Origin of the sequence: Oceanobacillus jeddahensis (assembly GCF_000750635.1) — a bacterium.
GTDB lineage: Bacteria > Bacillota > Bacilli > Bacillales > Amphibacillaceae > Oceanobacillus > Oceanobacillus jeddahense.
This window is the reverse complement of record NZ_CCDM010000006.1, coordinates 361111-374635: the sequence shown is the minus strand read 5'-3', so window position 1 is coordinate 374635 and position 13525 is coordinate 361111. Positions and strand designations below refer to the sequence as shown.

13 protein-coding genes are annotated in these 13525 nt (G+C 35.4%); 2 read left to right on the top strand and 11 right to left on the bottom strand.

Translation table 11 applies throughout. The features are described 5' to 3' along the window. Positions 1 to 103 precede the first annotated feature (103 nt). The gene (locus BN986_RS22665; RefSeq protein WP_040984446.1) at positions 104 to 889 is read left to right on the top strand and encodes an IclR family transcriptional regulator; all 786 of its coding nucleotides are present in this window, start codon (positions 104 to 106) and stop codon (positions 887 to 889) included. A gap of 306 nt (positions 890 to 1195) precedes the next feature. Here BN986_RS22665 and accC read toward each other — a convergent pair whose 3' ends face one another. From accC to BN986_RS22610, 11 genes are all read right to left on the bottom strand, one after another. Continuing rightward, the gene (accC, locus tag BN986_RS22660) at positions 1196 to 2563 is read right to left on the bottom strand and encodes an acetyl-CoA carboxylase biotin carboxylase subunit (RefSeq protein ID WP_040984444.1); all 1368 of its coding nucleotides are present in this window, start codon (positions 2561 to 2563) and stop codon (positions 1196 to 1198) included. A gap of 15 nt (positions 2564 to 2578) precedes the next feature. Further along, entirely contained in the window at positions 2579 to 3070 is a 492-nt protein-coding gene (gene accB / locus BN986_RS22655) for an acetyl-CoA carboxylase biotin carboxyl carrier protein (protein WP_040984442.1), read from the bottom strand. 310 nt (positions 3071 to 3380) lie between these two features. Next, positions 3381 to 3821, bottom strand: coding sequence for a RidA family protein (locus tag BN986_RS22650; RefSeq protein ID WP_040984439.1), 441 nt, complete (start codon positions 3819 to 3821; stop codon positions 3381 to 3383). Continuing rightward, positions 3818 to 5032 (bottom strand): pyridoxal phosphate-dependent aminotransferase, encoded by a 1215-nt coding sequence (locus BN986_RS22645; protein ID WP_040984436.1) that lies wholly within the window; start codon positions 5030 to 5032, stop codon positions 3818 to 3820. The genes BN986_RS22650 and BN986_RS22645 overlap by 4 nt, the downstream gene beginning before the upstream one ends. Positions 5033 to 5173: 141 nt before the next feature. Next, positions 5174 to 6448, bottom strand: coding sequence for a TRAP transporter large permease (locus BN986_RS22640; protein ID WP_040984435.1), 1275 nt, complete (start codon positions 6446 to 6448; stop codon positions 5174 to 5176). Between the two features lie 34 nt (positions 6449 to 6482). After that, entirely contained in the window at positions 6483 to 6956 is a 474-nt protein-coding gene (locus BN986_RS22635) for a TRAP transporter small permease (RefSeq protein WP_040984433.1), read from the bottom strand. 102 nt (positions 6957 to 7058) lie between these two features. Further along, on the bottom strand, positions 7059 to 8135 hold the full coding sequence (locus BN986_RS22630; RefSeq protein WP_040984431.1) for a TRAP transporter substrate-binding protein: 1077 nt from the start codon (positions 8133 to 8135) through the stop codon (positions 7059 to 7061). Continuing rightward, positions 8136 to 9101, bottom strand: coding sequence for a 5-oxoprolinase subunit C family protein (locus BN986_RS22625; RefSeq protein WP_040984429.1), 966 nt, complete (start codon positions 9099 to 9101; stop codon positions 8136 to 8138). It abuts the gene before it with no gap. Continuing rightward, a complete protein-coding gene (locus tag BN986_RS22620; protein ID WP_040984426.1) occupies positions 9094 to 9822 on the bottom strand; it encodes a 5-oxoprolinase subunit B family protein in 729 nt (242 codons plus the stop codon). Before BN986_RS22620 ends, BN986_RS22625 begins: the two co-directional genes overlap by 8 nt. A gap of 31 nt (positions 9823 to 9853) precedes the next feature. After that, positions 9854 to 10612, bottom strand: a complete 759-nt coding sequence (locus BN986_RS22615) for a LamB/YcsF family protein (protein ID WP_040984425.1) — start codon at positions 10610 to 10612, stop codon at positions 9854 to 9856. A gap of 331 nt (positions 10613 to 10943) precedes the next feature. Continuing rightward, on the bottom strand, positions 10944 to 11843 hold the full coding sequence (locus BN986_RS22610) for a LysR family transcriptional regulator (RefSeq protein ID WP_040984423.1): 900 nt from the start codon (positions 11841 to 11843) through the stop codon (positions 10944 to 10946). 297 nt (positions 11844 to 12140) lie between these two features. On the opposite strand from BN986_RS22610, the gene BN986_RS22605 reads away from it, so the two are divergent. Further along, positions 12141 to 13454, top strand: a complete 1314-nt coding sequence (locus BN986_RS22605; RefSeq protein WP_052401085.1) for an aminotransferase class V-fold PLP-dependent enzyme — start codon at positions 12141 to 12143, stop codon at positions 13452 to 13454. Positions 13455 to 13525: the final 71 nt, after the last annotated feature.

Below are 13525 nucleotides of genomic sequence, written 5' to 3'. Positions count from 1 at the left end.
TAAAAAATATTTTACAATTGCATGAATTTAATGATAAAATATAATTTAGTTTATAATAAAAAACTTAGTTTAACATCATAAAGATATGAGGTGAATTAAGAAAATGACCAAAAAGAAGTATTGGGTGCCGGCTTTAGAGAGGGCAAATACGATTATTGAACAAATTGCAAAATACCCAAATCAATTGAGGTTAATCGATTTATCAAATCGTTTAGAAATAAATAAGAGTTCTATGTTTTCGATACTACATACATTGGAAACATTAGGATGGGTAACAAAACAGAAAAGTGAAACTTATACATTAGGTTCTGTATTAGGATTTATTGGCTCAACTTATTTAAATCAATTCAATATTTTGGAAGTATTTTCAAATGAGGCTAGAATAGCAATTGAACGAGTAGATGAACATATTCAACTTGGAAAATTAATTGGTAGTGATGTTTTTTATATTGGAAGAGAAGAAGGAAGTTCACCTGTGAGGTTAGTGACAGATCCAGGAACCCGCTACCCTGCATACGCATCTGCAATAGGAAAAATTCAGTTATCAAAATTTAATTACGATGAATTAAAAACAATTTTTCCAGAAGATGAGTTTAAAAGGAAAACAGAATTCACAGTACGAAATGTAGATGAATTATGGGAACAAATTCAACAAGCAAAAAAAGACAATTATGTGATAGAGGAACAAGAAGGCGCAGAAGGTTTTTATTGTGTAGCCGCACCAGTTTACGACCTTAGTAATGAAATTGTATATGGAGTTAGTTTCACTATGACTGAGCATAGTTGGAAGAAAAAGAGAGAGTTAGCAACAGAAGAAATTATTAAATTAGCAAATAAGCTATCTGAAAATGGCGGGGCTACTGCAACAATTCAAACACAAAATAATTAAAAACTTTGATTTCAAACTGACTTACAAGGAAACTTTTATATTTTATCAAAAAGTTTCAACACCAGGTTTTCCAGACTAAAAGTCAATTTATTCGAAGTCCACTAAATGCTTTGATATCAAACATATTGAGTTTTTATTGATTGGCTTTTACTCCAATGAATAAATATAAAATTTAAAAAGTAAGCATGAAATAATCAACTACTATGATAATTTCATGCTTACTTAGCTCAATAAATTATTATTTTTTCGACTTGTCAATTAACTGTTCATTAATCTTCTTATCAATTTTTCCTGAATTCAGCTAATTCATCCTTTCACCATCTCTTTTTCCAAAATCGGATGCTCCTCCAAAAAACTCGTATTAAAATCCCCCTCCATAAAAACCTCATGCTCCATAATGGAATGATGAAATGAAATTGTATTATGGATTCCTTCTATTATAAATTCATCCAGCGCCCGCTTCATACGATAAACGGCTTCTTTACGGCTGCTACCATATGTAATTAATTTGGCAATCATAGAATCATAATAGGGAGGTATCCGATAACCAGGATATGCAGCAGAATCGACTCTTACACCTAGCCCGCCCGGAGCCAGGTACATTTCTATTTCACCCGCTGATGGCATAAAATTATTAAAAGGATTTTCTGCATTAATTCGACATTCGATTGCCCATCCCTCAAACTTGATATCTTCCTGTTTGAATGACATTACTTCATTATTTGCAATTTTAATTTGCTTTTTAATTAAATCTACACCGGTTACCATTTCAGTAACTGGATGCTCTACTTGAATCCTTGTATTCATTTCCATAAAATAAAAAGCCTTGCTATTTCGATCAAAAATAAATTCGATCGTTCCGGCGCTTGTATAATCTACAGCTTTTGCTGCCTGGACTGATGCTTCCCCCATCTCCTTACGTACCTCTGGAGTTATTGCTGGAGAAGGTGACTCTTCAATTAACTTTTGCAGCCTTCTTTGTATGGTACAGTCCCTTTCACCTAAATGGACAACGTTCCCATGGTTATCAGCTAAAACTTGAATTTCGATGTGCCTAAAATCCTCAATGTATTTTTCAAGATACACACCAGGATTTCCAAATGCTGTTTCTGCCTCTTTTTGTGTAACACGGATCCCCTTTATCAGTTCTTCTTCCGTCCTAGCAACTCGGATACCTTTCCCGCCTCCACCGGCAGTTGCCTTTATAATAACTGGATAACCAATACGTTCAGCGATGTCTTTTGCTTCGTCTTCTCTTTCTATAATTCCGTCGGACCCAGGTACTATCGGAACACCAGCTTCTTTCATTGTCTCTCTGGCAACATCTTTTATCCCCATTTTTTGAATAGCTTCTTTAGGCGGGCCAATAAATGTAATATGACATTCCTCACATATTTCCGCAAAATCAGCATTCTCTGCTAAGAAACCATAGCCCGGGTGAATTGCCTGTACCTTGGAAAGAGCTGCAACACTTATGATATTTGTGAAATTAAGATAACTATCTTTACTCAATGCCGGGCCAATACAGTATGCTTCATCCGCCAGCTGAACATGTAACGCTTCCTTGTCAGCTTCTGAATAAACAGCAACCGTATCAATCCCCAACTCCTTACATGCACGTATAATTCGAACAGCAATTTCTCCTCTGTTAGCAATTAATATTTTTTTTATCATTTATATTCCACGTCCTTATTTTTCCCTTACTCTAAATAATGGCTGACCATACTCAACCATTTCGCCATCTTCGGCTAAAATTTCTACTATTTCACCGGCTATCTCTGCTTCCACCTCATTAAATAACTTCATTGCCTCTACAATACAAACAACCGTATCTTTTTTTACCATGGCTCCTTCTGAAACATAAGGCTCACTATCTGGTGATGGAGACATATAAAGTGTTCCTACAATCGGAGAAACAATTTCATAATTATCATCTATTGTTTCTTCAGTTTCTGTTACTGCACTTATTTTCTCAGAAATAGCTGAAGTATTTTTTTCTATTATTTCTTTTTCAGATAGCTGCTCAGAAATTATTCCCCCTGTTCCCTGTTGGTCAGCGGAGATCATTTCATTATTTTTTTTCATTGATAGGACGGTTCCATTTGCTTCATAAGTAAACTCACTGATAGAAGTTTGATCTATTAATTTTATCAGTGAATTTATCTCTTCTACTTTTAACATTCGCTACTTCCTTCCCTTATAAAACGAAACTTCATTCAGTGGGAGTTTTTCGACGCACAACTCTTTACGATGGGACGAGTAATCGCAGTCCCAGTCCCAGGACGTCGCGAACTTAGTCTGCTTCCTTCATTCTCCCACTGAATTAGCCTTAGTGATTCAAGGAGTTAGCGCCCGTTATCTCACGCCTAAATAAATTCATTCTTACTCTTTATTTTGTGGAGGGAGTTTTACGGGCGGTTCTCCGTGATAAACAACATTAATCGTTATCATCTATCCTACGTTCTTATTTATGGTTATAGTTCATCGTTAGTTAGTATTTAGCACAAGCAGCAATTAGCTGAATTTCAAATGGGGCACTATCTGGCAAAGATGAAACCCCGATAGCTGCTCTACTTCCAATTCCATGCTGTCCCAGCTTATGATAAAAATATTCTGAAGCAAAATCAGCCAAACTGGAATGTGCTTGGAAATTTTCTTCTGCATAAATATAGACATTTAACGATATAATTTTTTCTAACTTTTCCTGTTTATCAAGCATGCTATTCGCAGCACTCAGTGCATTGGATGCTGCTTGCTCAACTGCTTCTTTATAACTTTCTAAAGGCTCTTCCTCACTTACTTTTCCCTGTTGAATCAGAATCCCTCTACGTCTTGGAGTCATGCCAGATGTGAAGATTAAATCTCCAAAACGCGAAGAAGGTACGTACTTCCCTTGCGGAATAGGATTATCATCTGATTTAGAAAGACTCATTTTCGATACTCCTCTACAACTTTTTTAATACGATCTATTGCTTCAACTGCGGCAGAATGATCCTGTGAAAAATTCATACGGAAGCTGCTAGTAAATTCAGGACCAAACTCTGTTCCTGGAGTTACAATAACATTGGCTTGAATACGGAGAATTTTAATAAATTCCTCCATACTCACTGTCAATTCTGGAACCCTAGGAAACAAATAGCTACCTGCCTCTGTGCTCCTTACCTTAACTCCTTTAATGGATCGTAGCTTTGCAACCAAATCATCGCGAATAGCTTGATGCTGTGCTATTCTTTGAGCCATCCAGCCCTCTGGCTCATGAAACCAAGATTTCAATACTGCCTGATTATAGCCTCCAGCTCTTAACGATACAATTGCCTGTAGCTTTTCCATTCGATTAATAATTTTTGATGAACCAAATGCTACACCAAGCCTGTATCCACTTAAAGATTCTGTTTTTGATGGGCCCATGATAGTAACTAAATTTTCAGAATCTAATATATTCTGTGCTGCTAAATGAGTATAATTTATCCCATCAAAAACCTGGCGCGAATATAGCTGATCCACAACAACTTGTACGCCATATGACTGTGCCAGTTCAGCAATTTTTCTAATCTCATCAGGTGAATAAATGACCCCGGCCGGATTATTTGGGTTTGAGAATAAAAAAAGCTTAACACCCGCTTTAAAGGCTTCTTCTAACTGCTCCAAGTCTAAACCGGCACATGAAGTCGAGTGTAAATAGTTCATTGATATATAAACAACTTCACCTTCAAAGAACTCTACTAATTTTCTATTTGCAAAATAATCAGGAACTACAATAGCAACTTTGTCGTTGCGGCTAATCGTAGAGCCCATTGCTAAAAAGAGTGCACCTTGTGTACCTGGTGTAATAATAAGATTCTTTTCGGGATTAATTTTTGAACTTGTAAAATCAGCAAGTTTTTCTGCTGTCATCTCACGAATTTCTTCGCTGCCTCGGTACTCCGTATAAGCTTGCTTGCCTCCAATTTGAACACCTTCTATAAAATGATCTAATGAGCCTGGAATAGGTTCAAATGCATCAACGTCACCATGTGAAAAATCAACTTTTTTACCTGGTATCTTATTCCCTGACAATTTTATTTCATCATTATTTTGTCTTCCTTCTTGCCCCGGAGCATTTTCAGCTCCAAGCTTTAAAAATTTCTTTTCTATAGAATCCATACAAACACCTTCTTTATTTATAAATTTTGAAATCAGCTGCTTCTCACATTGTTTGTTTTTTTACACTGCGAGATATTTTTCAAAACAGCACACTGATATTTATTACAATACTTCATGTGCTGTTAAGATAATGATCATCCGTTAATCAAGGAATGTTGGCAGCCAGGTAGCCGTAAATGGGAAGTACGCAATGATGATCAACCCGATAAACATAGCTAATACAAATGGCCAAATATGTTTTATCACGACACTGACATTTAAATTTGTTATGGCACTTGCAACAAAAAGATTAACTCCCATTGGTGGTGTAACAACACCAATTGCTAACGCAGAGATCATTACAACCCCTAAGTGAATTGGATCCACCCCCATGGAGTTCGTGATCGGCAACAGCACAGGAGTCAAAATAATAATTGCTGCACTTGCTTCCATGAATAAACCGACAAATAGCAATAATAATAAAATGAAGAACAGAATTAGGTATGGATTTGTCGTAATAGAGGTGATTAAACCAGCTATTAATTGAGGCAGCTGTTGAGAAGTAACCAGCCAGCCAAATAAATCTGCAATTCCAATAATCATGACAACCATTGAAGAAATTAATATCGTTTCATAAAAAATTTTGGGTAAATCCCTTATGTGTATCTTCTTATAGACAAACATACCTAAAATCAGTCCATATAGAATGGCTACTACTGCAGATTCTGTTGCTGTAAATACCCCTAATAAAATACCACCCAACATCAGTATTGGCATAAATAATGCTAAAATCGCATCAACGAAAGACCGGCCAAGATCCTTTATAGAATGTTTTTGTTCAGAGGGATATTTCATAATCAAAGCGATAATATAACTAACCAGCATCAGCATAAGCCCTAAAATAACACCAGGTAAAATACCACCGATTAGTAACTTCCCAATTGAAGCTCCACCAACAACTCCAAAAATAATCAAAGTAATACTCGGTGGTATAACAGAGCCCAGTGATCCGGAAGCAGCTACTAATGCTGCAGAAAATCCTTTAGAATAACCTTTTTCATTCATTGAAGGTACGACAATTTTTCCGATTGCTGCAGTAGCAGCTGTTGATGATCCGGTCATGGAAGAAAATATCATCGAAGCAACAATTGTAATCATTGCTAATCCCCCACGGATATGACCTACTAATACATTAGCTAAGTTAATAATTTTTGCTGATACACCACCCCTATCCATAATAGCACCGGCTAAAATGAAGAACGGGATAGCTAACAACGGAAAGGAATCTAATCCGTTAAAAACCCGTTGTGGAATAAGTGTTAATGGTAGTACAGGATCAGAAAGTAGTGCTAACAAACATGCTATAGCCAACGCAAAAGCAATCGGAATATTCAATAAAATCAAGATAAGAAATGTAATAAGAAGTATAGCTATCAATGTCTTTTACCTCCTTGAAATTAGCTTCAAAAAACTATTCATCTTCTTTTTCAATGCTTATTCCTTTATTCAGCTTCACAATTTTTTCAAAGGCAAAGAGTATCGATAGAATCGAGAATACAATTAAAGCTACATATACAACACTCATTGGCACCCCAATTATTGGAGAGGTTTGCCCGGCAGCAGATAAACTAAATCTAAAACTTTGAACCAGTAGTACAGTCATTAATAAAATAATACTTACTTCTATAAAATATTGAATAAACTTTTCTATCTTAGGTGGTAACTTATTTACAATCACATCGATGCTTACATGAGAAAGATTTCTAATTCCCAATGCCGCTCCAATTAAGCTCATCCATATAAATGAATATTTAGCTACTTCCTGAGTCCAGCTTACGGGAAAATATATTATTTCTCGTGCAACGATTTGCAGTGTTACTGTTACTATAATAACTCCCATTAAAAAGACTGTAATATATTTGAATATACTTTCAACCCGTTCCATAACCTCACCCTATTTCTTAGACTTTATTTTATTTACGAAATATTGAAAATCTTGCATATATCTTCGCGTTAAAACCTAAAGATATATATTGGTTTATAGGATTTATCTTAATGCTTCAATCTCCTCAATCAACTTTTGTCCTGCTTCTTCGTCACCATTTCCAACTACATCATAAAAACGGGGATATACTGTTTCTTTCATTTGTGTTCTAAATTCATCCACGAATTCATCGGATACTTCATTAATTTCCATACCCTCTTCTTCCAAAATCTCTAGAAGTTGAGCTTCTTCTGCGAAAAGCTCCTCTTTATGAAGTTCCATTACTTCTTCTGTAGCTCTTACTAACGCTTCCTGCTGCTTTTCCGATAACAAATCAAACCTGTCTGCATTCATCAAGTAATACCTTGTAGTAAAAAAATGGTTGGTTAGTGATAAATAATCCTGGACTTCAAAAAACTTCATACTATAAATAGAATTCAAAGGGTTTTCCTGTGCATTCACTACTCCTTGTTGCAAACCTGAATATAACTCCGAAAAAGCCATATTGGATGTTCTTGTTCCTGGTATATTTTCAAAGGTTTCAATCATTACTTCACTTTCTAAAAGTCTAATATTAATACCACTGAAATCATCTAATGTTTCAATAGGCCGTACAGAGTTTGTTATCTGCCGAAACCCGCCATATTGTATTCCCAAGTTTACAAGATTATTATTTTCGAAATCCGTTTGTAAAGCTCCCATAATCGACTCATCATTCTCAATTCTTTCCATATGTTCAATACTGTCTACAAGATATGGAAAATCCCAATATACAAGGGATGGAATAAAGTTGGTTACAGGAGCGTTAGCCGCCAGTCCAATATCAACCATTCCCATTTGTACTCCTTCAACTAGCTCTCTTTCCCCACCTAATTGACTGTTTGAATATACATCTATTTGAAGTTCACCATCACTATATTCCTTTGCAAGATCCGCTATCATCACTGTACTTTTATGTATCGGATCGTCTTCAGCAAATACATGACCTAGCCTAAGTGTTACTTCACTGTCTGAATTACTCTCATTGGAAGGTCCGCTTTCATCCGCTATTGTGGGCTCGGTTAATTCAATACAAGCTGCTAACAAAGAAAATATAACAAGTACTGTTAAAAAACCTAAACTTCTCAATAATCTTCTCACCTATACCACTCCTTTTGTTGATATATCGTTTAATTCCAGACTCTTATCTCGTATTTGATGAATATATGTCTCTCTCCTTCTGTACATCTCTATTGCTTTATTTGGTGAGATAAATTTAAATTGAACGATATCGTGAGGTCTCATTTGTCCCGCCAAGTCTAAGTCTGTTGAAGAAATACAAGCTATTACTGGATATCCTATTGTTCCTCCTCTGCCTCTATGCAGAATAATAGGCTGACCATGTGGTGTGATTTCGATGGCTCCTGGAATAATACCTCTTGATAAAGTCTGCTGTAGAGAAAATTTAGTTAATCTACATTTTTCCAGCCGAATACCAATATTATCGCTCTCTAAAGAAACTCGAAATTTAACCTCCTCAAAAAATTTTATATGATGTTTGAAAATATCAACATCTGGTCCGTGGCAAACATTGATTTTCCAAGGAGATTTATATTTTGGTATTTCTTCGTCAGGTATTTGTAATCTACTTCTTATATAGCCTTTGGGATCTTCATTTAATGCAAGTGTATCCCCTTTACTTAATTTTGTACCGATATCTACCATACCATCATAAGAAGCACTTCCATGTATGTAGGGGACATTCACCCCTCCAGCTACATTGATATAAACTCTCATCCCAGAACGTATTTTAGAAATACGTAATTTTTGTCCTTTTTTCAAAATAAAAGTTTCCCACTGTGGCCTTGCTTCATCATCTACTTCCACAACTGCCAGTGCACCGGTAACACATATACTAATGTCCACATTACTTTTAAAAGAAAAATTAAATGCAGTCACTTCGATTGCTGGTGTTTCAAGCGAATTTCCAAGTAAAGCATTACTCATTTTATATGCAAACTGATCAAGTGCCCCATTGGTACTAAATCCATAGTGTTCGAACCCATACCTCCCAATGTCTTGAATAGATGCAATCGTTGATTCTAAGATGAAAAGTCGATCATTCATTTTTTTCCTCCAATAAATCTGGCATATCTTCTACATTTTTATTCTTATAAAAATCCCATTCTTTTTCATCTATTTTGAAAAAACGTATAAAATCTCCTATCTTAAACGGGGATGGCGGTATTTTTTCTGGATAAGTAACTTGTAAAGGTGTACGTCCTATTAAGCGCCAGCCTCCTGGAGTCTCTTTTGTATATATTGTTGTTTGACTGCCGACTATGGCAATCGTACCTTTAGGAATTTTTACATAAGGAGTTTCCATACGAGGAATTGTATCCGGAATATCAGATTTCCCCATTAAAGGCTGTCCTGCTGGGCTTGCAAAAGATAAGAGCTGACTGGTGCTACGAAGATGCATCTGAATAATTTCTTCTTCCGTCAGCTTTAATCTTTTTGCAATCACCGGTAAATCAGGACCAAATTCTCCCCCATAAACAACAGGAAGAAAGTGTGTATCTCTTTGTCTAATTGCTAATTCCGAATCAGGTTGATTAATGGTGTCTTTTATAATTTCTATTACACTTTCTTTATCCATTACCATAATACTGTAATGAATAATAACCGATGTATACGTAGGGATAATACTTAACATCCAATCGTAATTCTCTTCCCTCAGCTTTGCAGCTAAAGTATGTGCCTTCATCCAATCTTTTTCTGTAAATACCTCTGAAAAAGTAATACATATTGCAGCATCACCATAACTGGTAATTTTATAGTCAGCCATTTTCACACCCACCTATTCCGTAAGACCATCCTTAAGTAGAAGGGGAAATAGTGATATCATTTTTCACTAGTTCATCCTTAAGCTGTTCAGCAAGTATATCTGAATTAGCGGTATCACTATGAATACAAAGAATCTCTCCTTCCATTTTTATTATTTTTCCGTCAATCGTTCTTACCGTTTTCTCTTTTATCATTTGAATAGTTCGGCTAACCATCTCATCATAGTTTGTTATGACCGAACCTTCTCTAGACCTCTCTACCAATGTTCCATCATTATTATAAGCTCTATCAGAAAAAATCTGCTTGACCACGTTATATCCCTGCTTTTTTGCTTCTTCTGCTAATTCTCCATCTAGTGCCACTATTTTGATAGACGCATCAAATTGTTTAACGGCTTCCATAAACGCTTTGGCAAAATCTTGATCTTGCACACAATAATGCCCTAATTGGCCGTGTGGTGAGATATGGCGCAATGTTGTATTATGTGCCTTAGTAAATGCATTTAAAGCTCCAAGCTGATAAAGTACATTTGTTGTTACTTCTTCCATTGTTACATTGATTTTTCTTCTTCCAAATCCTATTAAATCAGCTAAACCCGGGTGTGCTCCAATAGCAACCCCATTTTGAGCAGCCTTCTTAACGGTATGATTCATAATCACCGGATCACCAGCATGAAAACCACACGCTACGTTCACTGAGCTCACAATATCAAGCAACTTTTCATCATTTGCTACAGTGTATCTGCCAAAACCTTCTCCAATATCTGTATTTATATCGATTGTATAATTCATTATTTCCAACCTCCTGTATACGCTTACAAAAACTATTCATAAAATGTTGATTTTAAAAGATAATTATTTGTTAAGTATATTAACACTCTAATCGTTTTATTGTAAAATACAATATATAAATATTAAATATTCATAAATATAATATTTATGGATAAGTTAGATCTTACCTCGTACTTTCAATTAGCTATTAAAGCCAGAAATTTTATCACGGAGAACCGCCCGTAAAACTCCCACTGAATGAAATTTCGTTTTATTATCTCCAAAATTGGTACCCTTGCAAATGCTGTATGGATGATATAAATCAATTATTTATTTTTCTCTTCCATATTCGTCATTCCCCCTCCCAGGGTCTTACGATATTTTCTATTTCATCCATAGAATGTAGAAGAATTTCATTAATTCTTTTTGAATAACGGCTTCCCCCTTCCCGTTCTACAATATAACAAATTCTATCCGGCGGCGGATCCTCCAGCATATAAACGTTAACAAGACCATCCTCATACATACTCCTTGCAACCGAAACTGGAACAATTGCCCATAAATTAGAATCAACGATAAAGTCTTGCAGCATTTTTACTGTATCTATTTGAATATAAGTATTTGAAGATGAACCCCAATGCTTTTCCTGCCAAATCTGATAATCAATTCCCCAGTAAATATAAAGCTGATTTTCAGGGAGCAGCGTATCATTTGCAATTATTTTTTCTGATTGTCCATTCTTTTTACATTGAATCAGGACAAGCTGTTCTCCAAATAATTTTTTTAAATGAATATGACGTAACAACCGCTCCTGTAATGATAGCCCTATATCAATTTTTCTCTGTTCGATGAGCGAATAGATTTCATTTGACTGATACGTCCTGATTGCTAAACGGAGATTAGGTATTTCCTGTGTGATTTTTTCATACAGGTTTTGAAATATATAATTATGAACACTATCAACAGCTCCAATAGTAATTGTCATATTACCGCTTCTTAATTTCATACTTTTTGCTTCCATATGCAATAATTCATATTCCAAAGCAATTTGATAAAATCTTTCTCCTTCGTCTGTCAGCGAGATCCCTTTAACTCCCCGGTCCCGATTTAACAATATAATTCCATACTCTTTCTCAATAGAATGCAAACGTTGGCTAACAGTTGATTGGGAAATGTATAAATGATCTGCTGCTTTAGAAAGACTGCCCAATCTGATTGTTGTTAAAAAGGCTTCGATTTGATTAAAATTCACATAAATCCTCCTAAAATATCTATTTTATTAATAATTAATAACTATAAATTTAATTTTACTATATTTTAATCGTTTGTTACAATTCTTACTAACATGAAAGCTTGGAGCATCATTTATTCGCTTCGTATTTTTTGGTATTGCTTGTTATGTTTCTATGACTTGCATCCTTTCTCCAAAATCAATAATAATAGTGTTTTCAAAATGATTAAAAGGCTTGTTTCACCTTACTTATTACATATAAGAAATACAAATGCTTTCATAAAACTTTATCTCATTTTAAGAAAGAGGCGATTATCCATGTCTGTCCAAAAAGTTAAAGAATTGCAGTATGAGGGTGAATTCTTTTCTTCTCAGCTTCAGAAAGAAATAAAAGAAAAATTCTATTTTTTAGATAATGATCCAAATTATGGGGAACGATTATTTTTTGAAAACTCTGGTGGATCACTCAGATTGAAAAGTGTTGTAGAAATAAAAGAATTTATTGAAAGATTCCCCGATTGCCCTGATAGAGTTCACCCCCGCTCGATAGATTTACAACAGATTAAAAAACAAGGTATAGAGGATATGACAAAAGTCATTTTTGGTGCTGATAATGGTTCTATTATTACACAACTTTCCGCTTCCCAAGTAATGTTTCAAATTGCAGAAACGATTGCGGAGAATGTCCCTGGTAAAAATATCGTAACTTCTGAAATGGAGCATCCTTCTGCTTATGATGCTGCGTCATACGCTGCACAAAAAATGGATATGGAGCTCCGTGTAGCAAAAGTAAATCCGGAAACTGGGGGTATCGATGCTGCTGAAGTAGCAAGTTTAGTAGACAAAGACACCTGTTTTATCAGTATTATGTCAGCGTCCAATATTTCTGGTACTATTATGGATATGAAAGAGATTACAGCACAGGCTAGAAAAATCAAGCCCGATTTATATGTAATCACAGATGCTGTACAACATGCTCCTCATGGTGTTATTGATGTAAAAGATACTGGAGTAGATGCTGTCACGATGGCACCATATAAATTTTTTGGAAATCGTGGAATCGGGGTTGGCTGGGTTTCCCCCCGTTTAGCGAATTTACGCCATCATAAATTATTAGCGAAAAAAAGCGACGAATGGGAATTAGGCTCGCCAACGCCTTCAAATTACGCGAGTATATCTGCAATAGTTGATTATGTCTGCTGGATTGGAAAACATTATTCAGATACAAAAGACCGGAGAGAATTATTTATGAAAGGTATGGAGAAAATTCACTTACATGAAAGAGCACTTCTTTCTGCCCTGTTAAATGGAACTGAAAACGTCCGAGGTTTGAGACAAAATTCAAATGTTACTGTTTATACCGATACAGAAAGCTTGCTTTATAAAGATTTAATTGTGGCAATCGGGTTTAATCATCTTGACTATACCGCTGCCGCCAGGGAATACGAAAAACGAGGCTGTATTGTATTTGAAAGAATTATGGGAAGCCCTTATTCTGAAAGGATGCTGATTGCTTTAGGAATTCCTGGCGCTATCCGCATATCACCGATGCATTGTCACGATATTGCTGACATTGAAAAATTTTTGCAAATGACGGAATCAATTTCAGAATTGAATAAAATAGAAAATTAAGTAGCATAAGAAATTCAAATACGAAAGAATAATTGTGTATTTGAATTTCTTTTATGCACTACATTTATTAA